The organism is Marinobacterium aestuarii, from assembly GCF_001651805.1.
Lineage (GTDB): Bacteria > Pseudomonadota > Gammaproteobacteria > Pseudomonadales > Balneatricaceae > Marinobacterium_A > Marinobacterium_A aestuarii.
This window is the reverse complement of sequence record NZ_CP015839.1, coordinates 4,248,524-4,269,743: the sequence shown is the minus strand read 5'-3', so window position 1 is coordinate 4,269,743 and position 21,220 is coordinate 4,248,524. Positions and strand designations below refer to the sequence as shown.

The 21,220-nt window shown below is 52.2% G+C and carries 19 protein-coding genes; 15 read left to right on the top strand and 4 right to left on the bottom strand.

Going from position 1 to position 21,220, the window contains the following annotated elements; genetic code table 11:
- The first annotated feature begins 1 nt into the window (after position 1).
- Entirely contained in the window at positions 2 to 1,180 is a 1,179-nt protein-coding gene (gene fadA / locus A8C75_RS18705) for an acetyl-CoA C-acyltransferase FadA (protein WP_067385794.1), read from the top strand.
- A 189-nt stretch (positions 1,181 to 1,369) separates the two neighbouring features.
- Here fadA and A8C75_RS18700 read toward each other — a convergent pair whose 3' ends face one another.
- From A8C75_RS18700 to A8C75_RS18690, 3 genes are all read right to left on the bottom strand, one after another.
- Positions 1,370 to 1,882 carry a DUF1993 domain-containing protein gene (locus tag A8C75_RS18700; protein ID WP_067385792.1) on the bottom strand — a complete coding sequence of 171 codons (513 nt, stop codon included), beginning with the start codon at positions 1,880 to 1,882 and terminating at the stop codon, positions 1,370 to 1,372.
- Positions 1,883 to 2,106: 224 nt separating this feature from the next.
- Positions 2,107 to 2,916, bottom strand: a complete 810-nt coding sequence (locus tag A8C75_RS18695; RefSeq protein WP_067385790.1) for an ABC transporter permease — start codon at positions 2,914 to 2,916, stop codon at positions 2,107 to 2,109.
- Positions 2,913 to 3,620, bottom strand: coding sequence for an ABC transporter ATP-binding protein (locus tag A8C75_RS18690; protein ID WP_067385788.1), 708 nt, complete (start codon positions 3,618 to 3,620; stop codon positions 2,913 to 2,915). The genes A8C75_RS18695 and A8C75_RS18690 overlap by 4 nt, the downstream gene beginning before the upstream one ends.
- A 206-nt stretch (positions 3,621 to 3,826) precedes the next feature.
- On the opposite strand from A8C75_RS18690, the gene A8C75_RS18685 reads away from it, so the two are divergent.
- The 10 genes from A8C75_RS18685 to A8C75_RS23230 all read left to right on the top strand — a co-directional run bounded on the left by A8C75_RS18685 (position 3,827) and on the right by A8C75_RS23230 (position 16,329).
- Positions 3,827 to 4,219, top strand: a complete 393-nt coding sequence (locus A8C75_RS18685) for a DUF2089 domain-containing protein (RefSeq protein WP_067385786.1) — start codon at positions 3,827 to 3,829, stop codon at positions 4,217 to 4,219.
- Complete coding sequence (locus A8C75_RS18680) at positions 4,216 to 5,169, top strand: LemA family protein (RefSeq protein WP_084784159.1); 954 nt, start codon at positions 4,216 to 4,218, stop codon at positions 5,167 to 5,169. The genes A8C75_RS18685 and A8C75_RS18680 overlap by 4 nt, the downstream gene beginning before the upstream one ends.
- A 6-nt stretch (positions 5,170 to 5,175) precedes the next feature.
- Positions 5,176 to 6,873, top strand: a complete 1,698-nt coding sequence (locus A8C75_RS18675; RefSeq protein ID WP_067385783.1) for a TPM domain-containing protein — start codon at positions 5,176 to 5,178, stop codon at positions 6,871 to 6,873.
- Between the two features lie 184 nt (positions 6,874 to 7,057).
- On the top strand, positions 7,058 to 7,585 hold the full coding sequence (locus tag A8C75_RS18670) for a DUF3750 domain-containing protein (protein WP_067385781.1): 528 nt from the start codon (positions 7,058 to 7,060) through the stop codon (positions 7,583 to 7,585).
- Positions 7,586 to 7,822: 237 nt separating this feature from the next.
- Entirely contained in the window at positions 7,823 to 8,470 is a 648-nt protein-coding gene (locus A8C75_RS18665; protein WP_157890332.1) for a hypothetical protein, read from the top strand.
- Positions 8,471 to 8,517: 47 nt separating this feature from the next.
- The gene (locus A8C75_RS18660) at positions 8,518 to 13,617 is read left to right on the top strand and encodes an RHS repeat-associated core domain-containing protein (protein WP_084784158.1); all 5,100 of its coding nucleotides are present in this window, start codon (positions 8,518 to 8,520) and stop codon (positions 13,615 to 13,617) included.
- A gap of 5 nt (positions 13,618 to 13,622) precedes the next feature.
- A complete protein-coding gene (locus tag A8C75_RS23705) occupies positions 13,623 to 13,934 on the top strand; it encodes a hypothetical protein (RefSeq protein ID WP_157890331.1) in 312 nt (103 codons plus the stop codon).
- Positions 13,935 to 14,075: 141 nt separating this feature from the next.
- The gene (locus tag A8C75_RS18655) at positions 14,076 to 15,158 is read left to right on the top strand and encodes an IS630 family transposase (RefSeq protein ID WP_067385774.1); all 1,083 of its coding nucleotides are present in this window, start codon (positions 14,076 to 14,078) and stop codon (positions 15,156 to 15,158) included.
- Positions 15,159 to 15,396: 238 nt separating this feature from the next.
- Positions 15,397 to 15,834: a hypothetical protein gene (locus A8C75_RS23700; RefSeq protein ID WP_157890330.1), complete on the top strand. Its 438-nt coding sequence runs from the start codon at positions 15,397 to 15,399 to the stop codon at positions 15,832 to 15,834.
- Positions 15,835 to 15,858: 24 nt separating this feature from the next.
- A complete protein-coding gene (locus tag A8C75_RS23230) occupies positions 15,859 to 16,329 on the top strand; it encodes an RHS repeat-associated core domain-containing protein (RefSeq protein ID WP_227819965.1) in 471 nt (156 codons plus the stop codon).
- On the opposite strand, the gene A8C75_RS18650 is transcribed toward A8C75_RS23230, so the two are convergent.
- Positions 16,293 to 17,327 carry an IS630 family transposase gene (locus tag A8C75_RS18650; RefSeq protein WP_067378797.1) on the bottom strand — a complete coding sequence of 345 codons (1,035 nt, stop codon included), beginning with the start codon at positions 17,325 to 17,327 and terminating at the stop codon, positions 16,293 to 16,295. The genes A8C75_RS23230 and A8C75_RS18650 overlap by 37 nt on opposite strands.
- Positions 17,328 to 17,585: 258 nt before the next feature.
- Between A8C75_RS18650 and A8C75_RS23765 the strand changes: the two genes are divergently transcribed.
- From A8C75_RS23765 to A8C75_RS18635, 4 genes are all read left to right on the top strand, one after another.
- The gene (locus A8C75_RS23765; protein WP_162272107.1) at positions 17,586 to 17,912 is read left to right on the top strand and encodes a hypothetical protein; all 327 of its coding nucleotides are present in this window, start codon (positions 17,586 to 17,588) and stop codon (positions 17,910 to 17,912) included.
- A gap of 41 nt (positions 17,913 to 17,953) precedes the next feature.
- The gene (locus tag A8C75_RS24195; protein ID WP_084784156.1) at positions 17,954 to 18,799 is read left to right on the top strand and encodes an RHS repeat domain-containing protein; all 846 of its coding nucleotides are present in this window, start codon (positions 17,954 to 17,956) and stop codon (positions 18,797 to 18,799) included.
- A gap of 563 nt (positions 18,800 to 19,362) precedes the next feature.
- The gene (locus tag A8C75_RS18640; protein WP_067385769.1) at positions 19,363 to 19,671 is read left to right on the top strand and encodes a hypothetical protein; all 309 of its coding nucleotides are present in this window, start codon (positions 19,363 to 19,365) and stop codon (positions 19,669 to 19,671) included.
- Positions 19,672 to 20,599: 928 nt separating this feature from the next.
- Positions 20,600 to 20,920, top strand: a complete 321-nt coding sequence (locus A8C75_RS18635) for a hypothetical protein (protein ID WP_067385767.1) — start codon at positions 20,600 to 20,602, stop codon at positions 20,918 to 20,920.
- Positions 20,921 to 21,220: the final 300 nt, after the last annotated feature.

The following is a 21,220-nucleotide window of genomic DNA, read 5'->3' as shown; positions in this document are numbered from 1 at the left end:
GATGAGCCTGAAACCCAATGACGTGGTTATCGTCGATGCGGTGCGTACCCCCATGGGACGCTCCAAGAACGGATCCTTCCGCAATGTGCGTGCCGAAGCGCTGTCCGCTGCCGCCATGCAGGGCCTGCTGGCCCGGCATCCGCAGATCAACCCGGCCGAGATCGAAGATGTGATCTGGGGCTGTGTTAACCAGACCCTGGAGCAGGGCTTCAATGTTGGCCGCAACGCCGCCCTGCTGGCGGGTATTCCCCATACAGTCGCGGCCCAGACCGTCAACCGCCTGTGCGGTTCGTCCATGGCGGCGCTGCATACCGCCGCCCAGGCGATTTCGAGCGGCAACGGCGATCTCTTTATGGTCGGTGGCGTGGAGCACATGGGGCATGTGGCCCTGACCCACGGTGTGGATGTGAATCCGCAGATGTCCAAGCAGGTGGCCAAGGCCGCCATGATGATGGGCGTGACCGCCGAGATGCTCGGCAAGATGAACGGCGTATCGCGCGAGCAGCAGGATGCCTTTGGCGCCCGCTCGCACCAGAGGGCCCATGAGGCGACCCTGGCGGGTCGATTCAGTAACGAGATAGTGGCGGTTGAAGGTCATGATGAAAACGGCTTCAAGTCACTTCTTGAAACCGACGAAGTCATTCGCCCCGAGACCACCGCTGAATCCCTGGCGGCCTTGCCACCTGTGTTCGTACCCAAGGTCGGCACCGTGACCGCCGGCACCTCGTCCGCCTTGTCCGACGGTGCCAGCGCCATGCTGCTGATGTCCGCCGAACGCGCCCAGAGCCTGGGTCTCAAGCCCAGGGCGCGCATTGTCAGCATGGGTGTGGCGGGCTGTGATCCGTCCATCATGGGCTATGGCCCGGTGCCGGCGAGCCAGAAAGCCCTCAAGCGTGCCGGGCTTGGCATCGATGATATTGACTACTTTGAACTCAACGAAGCCTTCGCCGCCCAGGCGCTGTCGGTAATGAAGGGGCTGAAGCTGACGGACAAGATGGACCAGAAGGTCAATCTTAACGGTGGCGCCATTGCCCTGGGTCACCCGCTGGGGTGCTCCGGTGCGCGCATCACCACCACCTTGTTGAACGTGCTGGAACAGCAGAATGGCACCCTGGGCCTGGCCACCATGTGCATCGGCATGGGGCAGGGCATAGCCACTGTGATCGAACGGCTTGAATAGCTGACTGCGAAAAAGACTCTAGCGAGTAAAGCCCCTGGTTGCAGATACTGCAGCCAGGGGCTTTTTTGTGGGCTGGATGACGTACCGATGCGTTTAACTTGGACAATCATCGGGATGGGGTGCTTATCTCCCTGGACTCTCCGCTTGGAAAGCGCGTTTGTTGCGCACAGGGGCCAGCCTTAGATAAAACTACGACTTGTAGGGCAGGCTGCCCAGGTAGTCCTTTTTACCAATTTCCACGCCATTGTGGCGCAAAATGGCATAGGCGGTCGTAACGTGGAAGTAGATATTGGGAACTGCGTGCTGCAGAGCAAAATCCCGGCCGGTCAGGTACTTTTCCTTCCAGCGGGGCTGAGTGATGGTTTGGGTTTCAGCCGCGGCGAAGTCTTCGGGAGTAAAACCAGACAGATAATCCACTACAGACTGAATCCGTACCTGTAATTCCGCCAGTGTTGTTTCGTCATCTTCGTGTTTGGGGGCCGACTCTGCTTTGCCTGCCAGGCGTGCTACAGCCAGTTTGGCCGTATCGCAGGCAATCTGTACCTGACGGGTCAAGTTGAACTGATCGGGTGCCAGGCGTGAACTCAGCAGAACGGCAGGGTCAATTTTCTTTGTTTCAGCAAAGGCTTCTGCTTTATCAAGAATGGCGCTCAGGTTTTGTAGCATTTTACTGAATTGAACAACTGTTAAATCATACAGCATGGGGTATACCTCTATTAAAAACCGCTGGAAAACCCAGCTGACAGGGAGCGCATTTTCAAAATTAAACTGTCTTTTTTGCGACTAAAAAGCCATCGGGATCATCGTCAAGGGCCGGTCTTGCCGTTTCTGCTACCTGAGGGAGTCCGACAGGCTGCTAGTGTAGTCCAAAGTGATGCCACATTTTTACAAGAATTCCGTAGGCGCGGCGCCCCGCCGCGAACGGTCTAGCGCTTTATCAGCAGGTGCTTTAGAAACTGATGGCGGGCATTGAACAGGCGCCGGTACGCCAGAAGAATGGCGCCGAGCGAGCCCAGGGCCGCGGCCGAGGTAATCATGAAAATAATCACGATTTGATAACGCACCGCATCCACCGGGGCTGCGCCTGCGAGGATCTGGCCGGTCATCATGCCGGGCAGGCTGACCACGCCCATGACCAGCATGCTGTTGATGGTGGGTGTCAGGGCTGTGTTGAGCGCCTCGCGGATTTCTGTGCGTGCGGCTTCCCAGCGGGTCGCGCCCAGTGCCAGGCGGCTGTCGATCAGGGCGCTGCGATCGAACAGGCTGGTGGTGAAACGGTCGAGCCCCAGATTAATGCCATTGAGAATATTTCCCAGCACCATGCCGAGCATGGGAATCAGGTATTGCGGGTTGTACCAGGGTTCCACCTGCACTATGCCCGCCAGTGCCGCCCCGGTGACTATCATGGCGGCGCCCAGCACGGACACCAGGCTGTCCCAGTAGATACCGGCAAAGCGCAGCCGCGTGCGCCCGGCGGCGGTGATTCCGGCCAGGCTTGCCATCACCAGGGCGATACCGAGCACCGGCAGCGGCGAACTGAGCGCAAACACCCATTCCAGAATCAGCCCGACCAGCAGCAGCTGCACCGTCATGCGTGTACTGGCGATTAGCAGGGATCGGGTTAGCCCCAGCTGCAAGCCGATGGACAGCGCAACATTGACCAGTAACAGCAACGCGGCCAGCCCAACCTGGGTCATGCTCAGGGAGTAGTAGCCCTCCGTTGCCAGGCTGTTCATGGCAGTGTTATCCGGCGTGCGCACATGCGTGTGATTTGGTCGCTGTCATGGCTGCTCCACAGCCAGGCGCGGCCGGGTGTGTCCCGTTGCCAGGCGTCCAGCAGCTGTTCAACCGCGAGCGCGGCCCTGGGATCGAGTGCGGCCGTGGGCTCGTCAAGCAGCAGCAGGGCCGGCTGCAATGCAAGCAGGCGCAGCAGCGCTGTAATCTGCTGCTCACCGCCCGAGAGCGTCCCCACCGGGCGCTGCAAAAAGCCAGAATCGTGCCCCAGTTGGTGCAGTGCCTGCTCAATCAGACTGTGCGGGTAGTCTTGATTACGATGACAGCGGTAACTGAAAGGGGCGGACAGCACAGCCTGTACCGTATCACCATCACCCAGTTCCGGCCGCTGCGCCAGATAAGCGATACGGCTTCGATACTCCGGCATTGACCAGTGCTGCAGCGGGCGCTGCTCCAGCACCAGCTCCCCTTCGGTTAGTGGCACCAGGCCTGCCAGGGCCCGCATCAGGGTGGTTTTGCCACTGCCCGATGGCCCCGTCAGCGCGACCCGTTCGCCTGCGGCCATGGCCAGCTCAAGCCCGCGCCATATCCAGCGCCCCTGACCCTGTAGCCCGAGATTGCGGCCCTGCAGCAGGGCCGCTGGGCTTTTTGTTAAGGGGACTGTGTCTGCGGTGCGCGTGGCGGCGCTGGTAGCTACTGGCTTCACTCATCCTCCTTCGGGCACAGCTTTGATTGCTGTATCACTGTAGTACGCGCTTTGGATCCGCAGCGAGTAGAGCCAATAGCAGCGTCTGCGTTATTGCCCAGCGAAGGTATTCTGAGCACACAGGCATAGTTTTAATTTCTACAAGGTTTCGGCTTCAGTTTATTGACTATTCTTACCATTATTGATGGCTAGCTTGAGAATCATTGATGAAAGCAGAAGCGACGCGGGTGCTGAATCCGGCCCACTGTCTGTGCTGTGGCGGTGCTCTAAGCATCACGCGGCTGAGCTGCGCGGGCTGCGGTCTGGGGTACGAGGGTGAATTTCATCGTCCGCGCCTCGCCAGGATGGAGCCTGAGCAGCGGCGTTTCGCCGAGCAGTTTATTCTGGCCGGTGGCAACCTGCGCAAGATGGAGGAGCGCCTCGGTCTGTCCTATCCCACGGTGCGCAGCCGGCTCGACAAGCTGATGGACAGCCTGCAGCTGGAGCTGCAGCGCGACGACAGCCGCCGGCGCGAAATTCTGACTGCGATAGAGCAGGGCGATCTGAGCGCCGATCAGGGTATGCGCCTGCTGGATGCGCTGGAGGGGAGTGCCGCATGAACAGCCAGGAAGAAGACATTGCGCGCCTGTTGCGCGAGGGCAAGCTCACCCCGGCCGAGGCCGCACGACTGCGGCGGGTCTTTGCCCTGGCCGGCGATGCCGATGCAGCAAATGTGGCAGCAGGGCGCGCCGGGCGCAGTACATCGGCAGCGGGTGGCAGGCGGCGCTGGCCAAGGCTGATCTGGCTGCTGCCGGTCGTTGTGCTCTGTATCGCACTCTGGTTGATGGCGACCAACAATGCCGGCGATGTGCCCGCGGCGCTGCAAACGACCGATGTTACCAGTCGCCCGATTGATCTGGGTCAGCTCGATCAGGAAAGGAGTGAAAGCATGCAACGTACTGTTTCGGTATCTTTTGTGACATTGGGCCTGATTGTAGCGGCGCTGCTGATGGCGCTAATGGCCTGGCTGTACAACGGCCTGGTGGGGGCGAGGGAGCAGGTTAATGCCGGTTGGGCGCAGGTTGAAAATCAGTACCAGCGCAGGCTCGATCTGGTGCCGTTGCTGATCGACAGCGTTCAGGCCTATATGGACCACGAGCGCGAGACCCTCAGTGCGCTGACCGATGCGCGCGCCCGTGCCCTTGGAATTCTGGCCTCCGGCAGTTCTGCCGATACCCCGGATGAAACCGAGTTGCGGGCGCTGCAGCAGGCGCAGGGCGAAGTCCAGGCGGCCATGACGCACCTGCTGCTGGCGGTAGAAGCCTATCCGGATCTGAAGGCGTCACAGAATTTCCGCACCCTGCAGGATCAGATTGAGGGCACCGAAAACCGCGTGGCCATTGAGCGGCGCAGCTATAACGAGTTCGCCCGCTACTACAACACTCGCCTGCAGACCTTCCCCGCCAACATGGTGGGAAGCCTGGCTGGCTTTCGTTTCAAACCCTATTTCGAGGCCCAGATCCAGTCCTATGAGGGCATTCGTGATGCCTTCAAGCGCGAGCAGGAGTAAGGCGGGGTGGCCCGGCTCGCACGGCTGCGGCCATGGCTGCTACTGGTAGTGCTAACTGCAGCCCTGGGGCTGTTGTGGCAGCAACACCGCGCCGATCAGGCGGATCCGGCCTTTGCGCCGCTGGCTGAATTCAGTCTGGAAGCCAGGCCCAGGTCGGGGCAGTATCTGTTCGACTACGCCGGTCGCCTTGAGTATTACCGCGAAGGTGCCGAGCGCTACCTGGAGGCGCTGCGCCGGCAGCACGGCATTGAGGCCATGATCGTGACCTTGCCGGATCTGCCCCAGGGCTATGGCCTGGATACGCTGGCGGTCGATCTGGTGAATCGCTGGCGCATCGGCAGCGATTCCGGCGGGCGCGGCCTGCTGCTGTTGCTAATCGACAGTCGTCAGCAGGCGCGGCTGGAAGTGGGTTATGCGCTTGAACCCCTGTTTACCGATGCCTTCAGCGGCTATATCGAGGATGTGCAGCTGGGGGCCTATTACCGCGCCAATGATCTGGGCACCGGGCTGGTTGCCGTGATGGAGGAAATCGAGGCCCGGGCGCAGCTGCAGCCCATAGCCGATGAGGGCGCTACCGTTGCTCTGGCGGATAGCGCACTGCTCAGTGGCGGTGCCGGGGCACAGCGTGATCTGAATGCCTATCAGGATGATGCGAGGGTGACGCCCGCGGCGGCGACACTGGTACCGCCAGGCTCCGTGGGCGAAGCGGGTGCCGCAACACCGGATGACGCCTGGCAGTCGATGCTGCGTCAGTGGGCCGGCAAGCCCAGGGCCCGGGAGCCCGATATCTACAGCGCCATGACGCGCCTGGCGATGGGCGATCCGAAACATCCGGACCCGCGTGTCATTCAGGCTCTGGCACATTGGCAACAGGCTGACTACGAGGTGCTGCAGGACGACGACCATGCGCTGATCTGGTTTGGCCAGCGCAAGGGTTGGGACAATGCGCCTTTCCTGTTCTGTCGCGGCGCGACGGGCTGGCAGTTTGATATAGTGCATCAGCGCATTCTGGTGGTGATGGGTTCGGCCCCCGACTGGTATGTCGTAGCCGGGGACTACCCCTATCTGAACCTGTTGCCGGCGGTGAGTCTGTCGAGTCGCAAGGACATGCCGCCGCTGCCTGCGCTGCGTTATCGCTGTAGCGACGATAGCGCCATACTGTCGCAGATGGAGCAGTTGCAGCAGAGGCTGAAGCTCGCTCCCAATGATCCAGCCAGCCTGCTGGAATTGCTGCGCCTGCGCATCAGCACGGCGCAGCGACCCAACCTCGTGCAGCCCCTGCTGCAACGCCTGCTGGCGCTGGAATCGATACCGCCAGATGCGCTGCAATATGCAGCGGTTTATCAGATAAACGCCTTTCTGCAATACCGCACGGCACTGGATTTCGCCGAGCGTTATAGCGCACAACGCCCTGAGGACAGCTGGGGCTACAACATGCAGGGATTTCTGCATTATCGGCTGTCCCAGTTTGAGCAGGCTTTGCAGGCTCACCGGCAGGCGCTGGCGCTGGAACCGGCCAGCGGTTATGCCCACGCCCAGCTGGCGCGCATCTATACTCAGCTGTACCGCCGTGGCGAGACACAGGTGCAGCGCGAGCGTTATCGCCGCCTGGCCGAAGCTGCCCTCGGGCAGGCTCTGGTGACGGGGGAGGCGGGCCCTGTGGCGCGACTGAGCCGTTGGGTGCAGGCGAGACTGGGCTATTAACCTAGCGGACAAATAGGTTCCCTCCCTATTTGTCCGTCACGCCAGAAAAACGGGCACAAGTGCGTGGACATGCTGGTTTCTCTGGCGTTCGCATTGGCCTGCGGCCAATGATGAAGCATCCCTGCCTCATGCATTAACCCGCTGTGTTAATAAAACCTGGCTGAAAATACCGGAGTGCGGTTCGATGAATATCCGATACCTGCTGTTGTGCATGGTGCTTTTGACAGGCTGCAGCCAGAACGACTGGCGCAGCGCCAGCCGGGCATCCTCTGGCCTGGCACCTGATCCCGCGACCACGCCCGAGGCGGTGCTGCAGGTATACGGCGCCAGCGCCTACGGTTGGCGCGGCTGGTTTGCCATCCATACCTGGATCGCCGCCAAGCCTGCCAATGCCGAGCGCTATACGGTGTATGAGGTCATTGGCTGGCGCGAGCGTCGCGGCCTGCCGGTGCTGCGTATCGAGGCTGTCGACAGCCCCGACCGTTACTGGTTCGGTGCCAAACCCGAACTGCTGCTGGACAGGCGCGGGGCCGGCGTACAGGAACTGATCCTGGCGGTGGATCAGGCCGCCAGGGATTATCCGTGGAAAAACGAATACCGTGTCTTTCCCGGCCCCAACAGCAATACCTTCCCCGCCTGGGTGGCACAGCAGGTACCGGATCTGGAGCTGGAATTGCCCTTTAGGGCTATTGGCAGCGGCTGGGCGGATTGAATGGTTTTCTTTGTGGCCGAGGGATGAATTCAGAGTTATATCAATCCATAGGGTGGATTATTTAAAGGGTTTGTTGAAAAAAAAGACGCTAAATATTTCCAGTATTCACGGATGTTATCTATTTGACAGGGGTGTTTTCTGCGCCTATATATAATCTTTACCAAGGTTGGTAAGAACGCTAATCGTTCTTGAAGCAGGCGCCTGGTTATACACTCGTAAGGACACGAGGATAACCTTATGTATTTATTGTCATATGCGCGAGTTATCTGGCGTATCTCTATTTCATCTAAACTTCCACTGCTACTTCTATGTGGTGCATCGTCTATTGCCTCTGGCGCATCGTTTGATTGTGCAGGTAACCTCTGTGGTTTAAAGGGTGACGGCTCTTATCCGCATCTGGTGCTGGGGACCGTGAAGGCTGTGGCCAGTGATACGGATACAGAGGCTGTATATCGCTGGGCAAGGGACTACGGCTACTGGGCGGAACTTCCTGAGGATGAGTCGACATTTATTAAAACGATCCAGATAATGTCGATTGAATTTGATGGTGGAAACGGCAATGAAGAAATTACCGTTTTAATGAGTCGAACCGACTACGATGCCATTGCAATAAAACCAGGCGACCTGGTTCGTTACATCCCTCATGAATCGGACAACCCGCTACCGTCATACGCACAAGGTGTCGCTCAGCATTTCTGGAACCTGTTTGGTTGCATCGCTGTGCTCTGTCGTGAGGACGATATTAAGTGTAGAAAGCGCTATGTAACAGGTATCTATCGAGTTGCTGACGGTGTTGAACTGAATAGTCACGGGGATCAGTCTGAAGAGTTGGCTAAACGTATCGATCCCATAACCTATTTGCCACTTCAATCAAGGACGTATTGAGAGGCGAATAAAATTGGCGAGTATTAGGTTCGCAGGGAGATATTTCCATGGAATGGAAAACTTTAAGATTATTGTTGGGCGTGGTTTTTATTGTTCTGCCATCGATTTCTTATGCGAGTGAAAAATATAATAGTGATCAGAACGCTGCTGCGCCGCGCTACGGGGTTTTTCAAGAACCCCTGATAGCGTTTGAACAGGCTGCCCGCGAACAAAGTCTGACAATGGAAAAAGCGGTTACGGCCTACGCCTCTACCGGGATTCCATCAGAGATTGGGCCCTTGTCAGGCTATCTGAGCCGTTTCCCAGATTCGCCTTGGCGTGCGTCACTGCTACTCAATATGGCATTGGCCAAAGTACGGGCCGGCTACTTTTCTGATGCCCTAAGTCTGCTTGAGCAAGCTCGTGCTGCGTCTGAAAAAGCCGATAATCCGACAGAAAAAGCCGTTGCCGCTCGGGTATTGGGCGAATTACTTGAGTTACACACCCGTTTCGGTCATCGCGATGCCGTTGAGGCTCTGCTGGAGTCTGTAAGTCGATCACCGATAAATGGTTCTATCACTGAGAGCGTTACATTGGCGCGTGCCGGGCTTTGGCAGATGCAGAATGAGCCAGAGAAAGCACTGCGGTGCGGGATTGTAGCACTTGATGCACTGTTGGCGGTTTCGGTGCCAGAAGGGCAGGCAGGGCCTGGGCTCGAATACATTGACGCCGGTACCCATGGAACAACCTTGGCGCAACTGGAAGCGCTTGCTGCTGCTCATGGAACAGCGGCTGTGGCCATCCTGCGTCGCGCAGGCCAGCCGGTACCGGTGCCCTCTCTGGTTCACTGGCGCGTGGGGCACTACGCTACCATTCTCGAGAAGCAGGATGGGCGCTATCGGATTAAAGATCCGGCCTATGGTCAGGATTTTTGGATCTCACAGGCGGCGCTGGATGCTGAATCGAGCGGGTATTTTCTGGCGTTGAATGATGCGGACAGTGCTATGTCCTGGCTGCGGCTGGAGGCTGGCGAGGCCGGTCAGGTGCTTGGGAGCGGTTACACGTCTACCAACGAGCCTAACAACACCTCGAACGATGATCTTACCGAGTGCGATAACCCCTGCAGTACTCACAAAGGCATGCCGCAGTACCGTGTGCATTCGATGCTGGTCAGTCTGAATATCCGCGATACCCCGATAGGTTATACGCCGCCTGTTGGGCCAGCCGTGCCGATGACTCTTACCTATAGTCAGCGGGAGGTTAATCAACCAACGCACTTCACCTTCTCGAATTTGGGCCACAAGTGGACATTCAACTGGCTGTCCTACGTGCAGGATGATCCGCAGCGGGCCGGCAGCCGGGTGATGATCTATCTGCCCGGTGGTGGAAGTCGCAATTATGGGGGTTATAGCGCCGGTAACGGAGCCTTCTCGCCGGAACAGCGTACCGGTGCTCAGCTTGTTCGGGCATCAACGATGCCACTGCGTTACGAAAGGCGTATGCCAGATGGCAGACGCTACGTTTACGGGGAGTCTGATGGGAGTACCTACTATCCACGGCGTGTAATGCTAACCGAAGTCGTCGATCCTGCGGGAAATGCCGTTACGCTGCAGTATGATGCCCGCCAGCGCCTGATCAGCGTGACGGACGCCCTTCAACAAGTCACTCTTTTTGAATATGACCACATCTCCAATCCGCTGCTGATTACCGGTGTCGTCGACCCTTTCGGTCGCAGTGCGATCATCGGCTACGACGCAGTTGGTCGTCTGAATCGCATCACCGACAGCATCGGCATGACGTCCACATTCGCGTATGACAGTGGCACCTTTGTAAACGCAATGAACACAGAGTACGGCACCACCACGTTCAATTATGGTGAGAGCGGCACCCGCCGTTGGCTGGAAATTACCGATCCCCAGGGTGAGCGAGAGCGGGTAGAGTTTGCGCACGGTGCATCCGGGATACCGTACAGTGACGCACCGACGCCCGCGGGCATGAATCTGTTTAACCGCTACATCAATGGCCGCAATACCTTCTATTGGGACAAAGAGGCTATGAAGCGTGCTGCGGGTGATTATACGCAAGCACGCATTCGCCACTGGTATCACCTCAGGACCAACACCTCTTATACCGCTGCTGTGCTTGAAAGCGTTAAAAATCCACTCGAAAGGCGCGTCTGGTTCAATTATCCGGGGCAAAGCTGGGCTGGGGCAGAAGGTACTCTGGATAAGCCGTCCGTTGTCGGCCGGGTATTGCCGAATGGCACTACCCAATTAGTCCGCAAAAGCTATAACGTCTTTGGCAAGCTGACCCGGATTATTGACCCTGAAGGCCGTGAGCTGACATTCGATTATGCAGCTAATCAGATCGATCTGGTGAGTATCAAACGCAAGAGTGCATCGGGTTACGATGTGCTGGCGCACTTTACCTATAACGATCAGCATCAACCGGTAACCTACACGGATTCTGCTGGACAGGTGACAGAGTATGATTACAACCCGCTTGGGTTGTTGACTCAGGTGGCTAATCCGCTGGGCCATGTGCGACAGTACGAATACGATGAGCAGGGCTATCTGGTCGGCCTTATCGATCCGAATGAAAACAGGGTCTTAATTTACAGCTACGATGCCTATGGGCGCATCGCCAGCGCAACCAATGCCCAAGGGTACCGGCTGGAATATAGCTACGATGCTCTCGACCGGCGTATCCAGACCCAGTATCCGGATGGGACCGATGAGTTTTTAGACTGGGATCGTCTGGACCTGGCTCGCAGTGAAGACCGTTATGGCAATGTCACTCAATATGCCTATGATGCCGTGCGGAATTTACTCAGTGAGATCAATCCGTCCGGTCACGAAATGCAATACGGCTACTTTGCCAATGGGGCTTTGGCCAGCCGGCTAGATGGCATTGGCAATAGCATCACGATGGAGCGGGATATTCAGCGTCGCGTTACGCGTACGATACAAGCCGACGGCAGTGACAGCCGCAGGGATTTTGATTCCTCTGGGCGTTTGCTGCGAGAAATTGATGCACTGGGCGGTGAAACCGATTTCGGGTATGCAGCGGATGATCGTCTGGCAAGCGTCACCGATCCCAACGGTAATTCAACTCTATACCGCTACAGCAGCTATACCGGCGAACTGGCCGAACGAGACAGTCCGGATAGCGGCGTGACTGCATACAGCTACGACAGTGCCGGTAATCTGACTACCCAGGTTGATGCCAATGGTCAGACAACCGCCTATGCGTATGACGCGCTTAATCGCTTAACCCGAATCCTCTACGCCGACGGACAGGCAGTGGAGTATCAATACGACACTGCGCCCAATGGGATCGGGCGTCTGGCCGAAATTCGGGAAGCGGCCGGAAGCATCGTACTGGCGTATGACGTTGAGGGTAACCTTGTCAGCCGCACCCAGACATCGCCGGATGGCGTCGAGCTCAAGGTCAGTTACGCCTATAACGAGGCCAATCAGCTGGTTCGCGTGATTTATCCCTCAGGAGCTGTTGTTGACTACAGCTACGACCGAGATCGTCTGTCTGGGATAACGGCCAATGGCCAGGTCGTGCTGGATAACATTCGCTACGCTGACTTTGGTGCAATCAATGGCTGGAACTGGGGTAATGGCACAAGCAGCAGCCGAAGCTATGATGCGAAGGGCCGACTTGAGCGATTTTCCGTAGCCGCAGAAGAGCGTCAACTCGGCTATGACAAGGTGGACAATATTGTTGCCATTAATGGCGGGAGCCGCAATCGAAGTTTTGATTATGATGCTCTGGGTCGCTTGAGCGCCGCGTTGTCCAGCGACTTTGACCTTGGCTATGCCTATGATGCCAATGGCAACCGGGTGCACGAAAGCAGTGATGGAATATCTCGATACTACGAACTCGATCCTGCAAGCAACCGCCTGGCTGCAGCGGGGGAGATGTCCTATATCCACGATAACAACGGCAATATCCTGGCGGATGGCCGTCATAGTTATCAATTCGACGCCCGTAACCGACTCGAGGCCGTGGATGAGGGCTTTACCGGCTACTATCAATCCAACGCCTTTGGCCAGCGCGTCTATAAACTGGGGCAGCAGTCGTACCGGCTAACCGCCGACCTCAATGGCGACGGACAGGTTACGTCGGCGGATCTGCATGAGTTGAAGAGCTTTGTCCGCAGCGGACAGTCCCCGTTGCAGGCAGACCTGAATCAGGATGGGAATGTTGATATGCATGACAATGCCTGTATCGCTACCCAGATTGGCAGTGAAAAAGACGATCCTGGTCTGCCTAAAGATTGTCGCCTTGGTGAGTGGGTGAACGCCACAACCGAGACCCGTTTTGTCTATACCGGCCCGCAGTTACTGGGGGAGTACGATATCGACGGTTATGTCCGGCAGGAAATCATCTGGATTGGGACAATACCGGTCGCATTGTTACAGGATGGCGAGATCTATTTTATCCACAGTAATCAGATTAATGCTCCAGCAGCGTTGACCGACAGCCAGGGCACAGTGGTGTGGCGCTGGGAACCCAAGCCGTTTGGCGACAGTCTGGCCGACGAAGACCCCGATGGCGATGGTCAACGGTTTACGCTCAATTTGCGTTTTCCCGGACAGTATTTTGATGCCGAGACAGGGCTGTATTATAACTACTTCCGGGACTACGACCCGGCGACGGGGCGGTATATTGAGAGTGATCCGATAGGGCTTCAGGGTGGATTGAATACCTATTCTTATGTGTATTCAAACCCTCTAGTCAGGTTTGATGCGTTAGGGCTATGGTCGTTCAATATGGAGGCCTACTTAGGAATAGGGGGAGGAGTTAGTATCAATTATTCGGATGGGACTCTTGAAGTGCTAGGGAAGATTGGGGTTGGCATTGGAGGTGGTGCTAGCTACGACAAATACGGTATACCATCACCTCATGCAGAAGAGTGTGGATCAGGTTATATTGCACGAACGACCTTCAATGCTTCAGCAGGGGTAGGTGTCGGTCCATTTGAGCTTGGAGCGAATGCTACAGTTGCAACAGGTAATGTTGTAACTCATCCAGAAGGAGGGGGAGGATATACTTCAGTTTCTGATCCAGTGTCGCTCAACAAAGGAGCGGCAGGGGCAGGGGCTAGATTTGGAATTTCGGTAGCGGTTGAGGTTGGAAGCTATACTAACTGGTAGGTTCTATGAAAAAGCTACTAATTGTACTGTTTGTATCCACCCTGTTTATGGAGTTGTTATCTCAGGTTTTTTTTAGGTCTGATCCAATAGTATCTAATATTGAAGAATGGGCTGTTAAACAAGAAGAAGTAATATCTAATATCGGTATGAATATAATTTTTGATACTAGAGGTAAGACTACTGTAAATGCCTCTCGAACGAGACCTGAATATAGAATATATAAATTTTCTATTAGTGGGTCTAAAGGGGATGGTTTTTTGGTGGTCGAGGTGTTCGGCGAGGATAATATGGTAATTAAAAGTCTTATTGTTGATTGAAATAATAAAAATTTCATTAAATAAATAAAATAATAATGCGTACGTTTGAACAGCACTGCCTGCACACTATCCGGTTTTGGTGTGTAGGCTTAAGCTATTAACCCGGCGGACAAATAGGCATAGATAGAGTATAATCCGTGCATGAAAAAATTAGACACACGGAAAGTCTCTTCTGAGCTTCAGCAACACAACCGCGACTTGGCTATCCGGCTGTTTCAGCAAGGTCACAAAAGGGCAGAAATCGCGGAGATTATAGGTGTCCACTATACCGTTGCCTGCAGCTGGATCAGGGCCTGGAAGCTGGGCGGTGAGCAGGCGATAAAGCTTGGACAAAGAGGCCGGAGGCCCGAAGAGCAGCGGCGTCTAATCGGTGCTCAAGAGTCTATTTTGAAGAAGCTGATTTGCGACAAAAACCCGGACCAAATGAAACTGCCTTTTGCGCTCTGGAATCGCAAAGCGATACAGGCGGTAGTCAAGCAAATGTGGAATGTTCGTATTGCAATCCGCACCATCGGGGACTACCTAAAACGCTGGGGGTTCACGCCCCAGAAGCCCGCAAAACGGGCCTATGAGCGTAATCCGAAGGCGGTAAAAGACTGGTTGGATAGCACCTACCCGGGGATTAAAAAACGCGCATCTGTAGAAGGTGCAGAGATCTATTGGGGCGATGAAGCAGGTATCCGTAACGACTGCCAACACAGTCGTGGGTACGCCCCGAAAGGGGAAACCCCGGTCGTCGAAATCAACGCCAAGCGGTTTTCGACGAACATGATCTCAGCGGTCAATAACCGAGGCACCGTCCGCTTCATGATGTATGGAGAGAACATGACCGCAAAAGTGCTGCTTCGGTTTATGAAACGGCTGATTAAGGACGCTGAGCGAAAGGTCTTTCTCGTTTTGGACAATCTTCGAGTTCATCATGCGAAGCTGGTGAAGGCGTGGCTGGTTCGGCATGCAGACGAAATAGAGGTATTCTATTTGCCTACGTACTCGCCGGACCTGAATCCGGATGAGTACTTGAATGCTGACTTGAAAGCCGGGATCCGCAGTGCGGCACCCGCTAGAAATCAAGCGGATTTGGCGGGTAAGGTGCTGAGTCACATGCGGATGCTGCAAAAGATGCCAGAGCGAGTTGCGAAATACTTTGAGCATCCGGCGATCAACTACGCCTCCTGGAGGTATTTGCCCGCCGGGTTAATAGGAGGCGATGGGTTCACCCATTAGCCGACGGTGGTCAGGTCTTGTCTTTTGCGCTTTTTTCTCACCTAAGGGGCAAAAGGAAAGACTTGATAATCATCTAGCTGACTCCCCAAAACAAGTCGTATCGTTGATACGTAACCATCGGCTAACAGCCTGGAGCTCCAAATGGTAGGTTTTATTATATGATGATGAATAAAGAAAAAAATTAATTATTTGTAGAGTGAAATATTATCTTCTGGAGACGTTGACTTGGAGTATATTGATGTCAATTAGAGTATTGATACTTTACGCAATTATTGGTCTGCTAGTCACAGGTTGTGGTGGCGAGCAGTATTCTTTTCAGAAATTTGTTTATCCTGAAAAATATAAGCCACATGAATCCGGTTGGACATATGAAATAACAGTAACAGTGTCTACTAGAGATCGGGGTAGTATGCTTCGCAAAGGTAATAAGAATGTACTAATTGAATTAGTAGATTTAAATGGAGAAATTTTACTTATGGATAAGTATATATTTAACTCTTCAGGAATTAAATCTATAGTAGCGTGGGAATCAGATAAGATATTTTCTATTTCACTTATTGAATATGGTCGCTTAGAGGTTGATAATGAATTTTCAAATAAAATTTATTCTAAAGGGGAGAGGGTTATAAAGATTATTCGCTATTCTTATAATAATAAGACAGGACGATTTGAATGAACTACATATACAATATGTGAGGGGGTGCGGAATTCCGACGAAGCCCTCGATGACGATGGTCAACGGTTTACATTCAATCTGCGTTTTCCCGGACAGTATTTTTATGCGGAGACGGGGCTGTACTATAACTATTTTCGTTATTACAACCCATCAACCGGACGCTATATACTCAGTGACCAGATCGGTCTTGACGGTGGGTTGAATACCTATGGTTATTCTTATAAAAATATAATTTTTAATATTGATCCTGATGGTAATCTTGTTTGGTTTATACCTCCAGTGTATTGGGCTTCAGGTGCTGCTGCAGCGGCGGCAATAGTTTTAATTAACAATAGTATTCTTGGTAATGTCACAGATGATGTATATGTTCCAGGATTCCCTGATCCTATTGACCCGTGGAAAGATACCAGTACGGAAGAACGAGTTCCTATTATTAACCCGGCGGATAAATACATCGATCATGCGGCATACCGAATGTGTCCTGCCCGGAAATAGGTTTTTACCCGTTCTGGCCGACGTTGCAATGTGAGCATGCACGATCGAGTGCGTTTCTTCAGGTCGTCAATCGAACGAACCGCCGGACCGCTGTGCACCATGTTCTTCAAATCGCAGTTCAAGTATTCATCCGGGTTCAGTTCAGGCGAGTACGCGGGCAAAAAGAACACTTCCAGATAGCGCTTCACGGGCTTCTTTGCGAGCCAGCGCTTCACTATCTTGGCATGGTGGACGCGCAGGTTATCCAGAATCAGAAACACTTTGCCGGGCGTAGATTCGATCAGTGCCCGAAGAAATTTGATCAGAACCTTGGCGTTCATCATCGATTCGTACAGCATGAAACGCACGGTCCCCTGGTTGGTGATCGCCGAGATCATATTCAGTGATACGCGCTTGGCCGGCAGTGGCTGCACGGGCGTTTTGCCGATCGGAGCATAGCTACGGCCATGCTGGGTTGTATTCTTGATCCCGGTTTCATCACCCCAGAAAATCTGCGCGTTCTCTGCTTTGGCGCGCGCCTTGATTTGCGGATACTCCTCTTTTAGCCAAGCATCGACCCGGGCCGGGTTCTGTTCCCAGGCTTTCTTTAGCGGCTTCTGCGGCGAGAAGCCCCAGCGCTTGAGGTAGTCTCCCAGAGTCCGAACCGGAATGTCGATCCCCCAGAATTGCTTGATTAGCTGAGCGATAGCACGCCGCGTCCAGAGCGCAAAACCCAGTTTGTACTGATCCGGCATCTGGTCTTTAACCGCCTCAATGACACGCTGCTCCTGCGCCTCGGTCAGGCGACGCGGTTTGTTCTTGGGGCCCCGTTTTTGTACTGTCAAGGCCGCCTTGCCGCCGGCTTCATAACGCTGGTACCAGCGTCCAACAGTATCGGGGTGAACATTGAGCAGCTGCCCGATTTCACGGAAAGTTTTGCCTTTCAAACGGAGTCGAATGGCTTGCTGCCTGAGAAGTTCCTGTTGCTCTGTGCTGAGCTTGCGTGCGTCGGTATTCATGCGCACATTATATCAGACCTAAATTGCCGCCGGGTTAATAACCTACTTCCGCCAAATAGACCTGAACGATGTGAGAAGGATTTTAGGCGTGACCGCAATAGGTGTGATCTTAAGTGCAGTAGCTATTTTACAAAAAAAATATGTATGATAGGTGCGCGATTAAAACAATTTGTTTGTCTTGCGAAGAAACCAAAAGTGGATTGGGATGATTTTGATGATATGGGTGGTGATGGGCCTAATTATATGGGAGGGTTTTAATTGAAGGGAGAAAGTTTCGATGCCGATAAGCTATCAAATCAATTAATTATTGATGGGCGCGTTGAAGTTAAATTATCAATGTTAAAGGGGAGGTTTTTAGATCAGATGATAAAAACAGATTTACGCTTAGCGTATACGATGAATGATGGCCAAATACTAAGGAATATATTGTTAGCTAAAGGTATAGTACTAACGTTGTTCTCCAGTTTTTTTCTTCACGATGTTACGGAAGTGTTCGATTTTTATGTCATGAATAGGAGTAAAATTAACATCCGTAAAGAGCGAGTAGAAAATAGCTGTGCACAGTTCGTATTTGTACTTAAATGATGTGACTGCAGACTAACCTGAATCAGGATGGGAATGTTGATATGCATGATAATGCCTGTATCGCTACCCAGATTGGCAGTGAAAAAGACGATCCGGATCTGCCCAAAGATTGCCGCCTTGGCGAATGGGTGAATGCCACAACCGAGACCCGCTTTGTCTATACAGGCCCGCAATTACTGGGTGAGTATGACATCGACGGTTATACCCGGCAGGAAATCATCTGGATGGGTACCATGCCAGTCGCGATCCTACAGGGCGGGGAGGTCTACCATGTCCACACCAATCAGCTCAGCGCACCTATGGCTGTTACTGATAATAGTGCTGAAGTCGTCTGGCGATGGGAACCCAAGCCGTTTGGCGACAGCCTGGCCGATGAAGACCCCGATGGCGATGGTCAACGGTTTACGTTCAATTTGCGTTTTCCCGGACAGTATTTTGATGCCGAGACGGGGCTGTACTACAATTATTTTCGGGATTATGACCCGAGTGTTGGGCGGTATGTTGAGAGCGACCCGATTGGGTTACAAGGTGGTTTGAATACTTATACGTATGGTGGGGGAAATCCTCTAAGTTATGTTGATCCACTAGGGCTTCTTTGTGGGAAAGGATCTCACCTATTATTTGACTTTCGACGTGGATTTAGTTGTCAACTGGATCCACCACCACCCAACCCTGACGCAAGGTGCATAACCGTTGAGTGTGTAATGAGGAATGGGGATGGTCGTGATACCAGGAAAAGTCCTACATGTCCAATTGTATGCAGAGTCGTCGCTATGCCTTGTCAAATACTTGGTAGTATCATTTCTCCACCAGGTGCAGCTTGTAGAGGAACTATTGGTGTTGTGTGTAGTGCGGTGTGTAATGAAGAAAAAGATGAGTGCAAATGAAAATGCCCAGTTGCCCGGAATGTTCTAAGTCAATAAATATTTTTAAGGTTGAATCGAATGGGGATGTTCGGTGCTCAAACTGTGGGGCGCATCTTAAGGGAAAAGACTATCGTAGAAATAACATGATAGCTGGTTTAATTTTTTTTGTAATATTTACTCCGATAATAACGGCTTTGCTTTGGGGGTCTATATGGATTTGGCCAATAGATTTTCTTGCTGGTTTTTTATTGTATTGGTTTATTGTAAGTAAGGTAAACTTCGAAAGAAAAAAATAGCTTTATGACTAACTTGTTTTCGTATGGGGGAGCCATTTTTATTGGCGATGGTGGTGTGATTTTATGTTATACAAATTTCTATTTTTATCAGGGATTCCGGGGGATGTATACCTAAATCGACGAACTCGTCACTGCCATGTGATTTCGTTCACGAGTTAGCTGGGCTGAGTTACGATCGACGTCGGTAGTGCGTAGGTGGAAATAGGTATACTGTCCCCAAAATTGCCAGCTCCAGCTCCCTGGGAACTGCCTTCAAGCTGTGCATGTCTACTATGGGGGGGCAAGGCAATGAAATTAATAAGCGTCTTTGTTATTGGTTTGGTTGTTGGTGCGCTCAGTTTTTACGGATATTTTAACTATAATATTAAGATGGCTTCTTTTGATATGAATAGGGATGGTACTTCAGATGTACAGTATTTATATCGTTATAACTCAACACTTAAACAGATGAGAATAGATAGAAATCATGACGGAAAAGAAGACTCTGTGATTAATTATGATCGATTTTCAATTCCAGTTTATGAGCACGGCGATGATAATTTTTATGGTGTCTACGATACTGACATAGAGTATGAGGGGGGGGATAAGCAGGGTTAAAATTGATACGGATCAAGATGGTAAACACGACGTTAATCTGATTTATAGGAAGGGTATAATGGATTCAATTATTTATCTTGATGAGTCAGGTGCAGAAGAGTCACGAGATGATTTGATAAGGCTAAAAATTAAATAGCTGGATCGGTAGTGCAAATGCGTACTCATGCATGGCCGGTAATCTATTGATTCTAGTATGTTTTTTAAATTTTCGATTGTTCGTCTTTCTTTTTTGGGCACAATATTCGGGATCCGAGGGCAGTATACCTAAATCGACGAACTCGTTACTGCCATGTGATTTCGTTCACGAGTTAACTTGACTGAGTTGCGATCGACGTCGGTAGTGCGTGGGTTGAAATAAGTATACTGTCCCCGGAACTCCCCCAGAACCGGGAGATCGACGTAAGTGAGTTGCGTCCAACGGTGGCTGCATTTCATGGGTAATCAGGCATATATTTGTCATGTAACCGCTCGCGGACTTACTTGTAACTGAAATATAAGGATGGTATTACGATGAGCGCTAATCAACGTGTTTTTTTGGCTAACCTCACGTTGGCAGTTGTCTATTCCATATATCTTTGTATATTAGACATTTTGTTCGTATTTGAAATGCATGAACAGAAAACGATCATAAATGATCTGAGTATTTTGATTGTTACAATGCCGGTTATTGGTTAAATACTAACTTTAAAACTAACGAAGTTATGATTAAAATCAAGGCTAATTGCCAGTATTATTTCATTCGCGATATTAGCAATCGTTGGTTTTTTGGTTTTTTTTGGGTCGCGACACACTTTCATTCTATGCTGGGTGGGAAGATATAAAATATTTTGAGATGTGATCGGTTACCGTGAGAGATATCTGACACTGTGAATAAAAACACGAGGCTTAGTGCAACGGTCTGGTAAAAATTTCTGGATTAGGAGTGATTATGAATGTTACAGCTAATAAAATAACCAAAGGTTCAGTATTTAAAATTTATTTTATAGGATTGGCTGGTGGATTCTTTGTTATGTTTTTTATTTTCGGTGTTTTGGCAATATTTGGTGCTGAGACAGTGAGGTGGGAGCAGAAACCCATCACAGGTTTTATGGGATTTATACTTTCAATGATCATGTGGCCATTATTTAGCTTTTTCTTTGCTGGATTCATGTGGGTAATAAGCATATTAGGTTTGTGGCTGTATTCGTTAATAAGGCCTATAACCATATCCTTTAAAGGTGCTGTTTCCAATGAGACGGACAATGAATAGCAGTAATTGATTTTTGAACTGGAAGGAAATTTTTCCAGTCATCCTGGAGGTTTATTAAAAATGTTATTGATGCAATTACTTCATTAGATTTATTTCGAAAAACAGGGGTAGAGTTAAATAGGTACGCTGTGTGCGTTTAGCCATTGCAACGGTAGGGTATTTGCTTCGGGCCGGTGTTTGGATATGACGTCTGTGGACGTGATAGGGCTTGGAGGGCAAGAGCACGAAAGCTTTGTGATAAGTTGTTGTTGAATAATGTCCGCTCGGCGGCAGAGACTCTCGTTGCCACTTGGATTACGT

Bases quoted from the DNA above. Each gene is read 5' to 3' on its own strand.
- A8C75_RS18660 (WP_084784158.1), top strand. From the start codon at position 8,518: ATGGAATGGAAAACTTTAAGATTATTGTTGGGCGTGGTTTTTATTGTT.
- A8C75_RS18650 (WP_067378797.1), bottom strand. From the start codon at position 17,327: ATGAATACCGACGCACGCAAGCTCAGCACAGAGCAACAGGAACTTCTC.
- A8C75_RS18640 (WP_067385769.1), top strand. From the start codon at position 19,363: ATGAAATTAATAAGCGTCTTTGTTATTGGTTTGGTTGTTGGTGCGCTC.
- A8C75_RS18700 (WP_067385792.1), bottom strand. From the start codon at position 1,882: ATGCTGTATGATTTAACAGTTGTTCAATTCAGTAAAATGCTACAAAAC.
- A8C75_RS18695 (WP_067385790.1), bottom strand. From the start codon at position 2,916: ATGAACAGCCTGGCAACGGAGGGCTACTACTCCCTGAGCATGACCCAG.
- A8C75_RS23705 (WP_157890331.1), top strand. From the start codon at position 13,623: ATGAAAAAGCTACTAATTGTACTGTTTGTATCCACCCTGTTTATGGAG.
- A8C75_RS18670 (WP_067385781.1), top strand. From the start codon at position 7,058: ATGAATATCCGATACCTGCTGTTGTGCATGGTGCTTTTGACAGGCTGC.
- fadA (WP_067385794.1), top strand. From the start codon at position 2: ATGAGCCTGAAACCCAATGACGTGGTTATCGTCGATGCGGTGCGTACC.
- A8C75_RS18680 (WP_084784159.1), top strand. From the start codon at position 4,216: ATGAACAGCCAGGAAGAAGACATTGCGCGCCTGTTGCGCGAGGGCAAG.
- A8C75_RS23700 (WP_157890330.1), top strand. From the start codon at position 15,397: ATGTCAATTAGAGTATTGATACTTTACGCAATTATTGGTCTGCTAGTC.
- A8C75_RS18665 (WP_157890332.1), top strand. From the start codon at position 7,823: ATGTATTTATTGTCATATGCGCGAGTTATCTGGCGTATCTCTATTTCA.
- A8C75_RS24195 (WP_084784156.1), top strand. From the start codon at position 17,954: ATGCATGATAATGCCTGTATCGCTACCCAGATTGGCAGTGAAAAAGAC.
- A8C75_RS18635 (WP_067385767.1), top strand. From the start codon at position 20,600: ATGAATGTTACAGCTAATAAAATAACCAAAGGTTCAGTATTTAAAATT.
- A8C75_RS18685 (WP_067385786.1), top strand. From the start codon at position 3,827: ATGAAAGCAGAAGCGACGCGGGTGCTGAATCCGGCCCACTGTCTGTGC.
- A8C75_RS18655 (WP_067385774.1), top strand. From the start codon at position 14,076: ATGAAAAAATTAGACACACGGAAAGTCTCTTCTGAGCTTCAGCAACAC.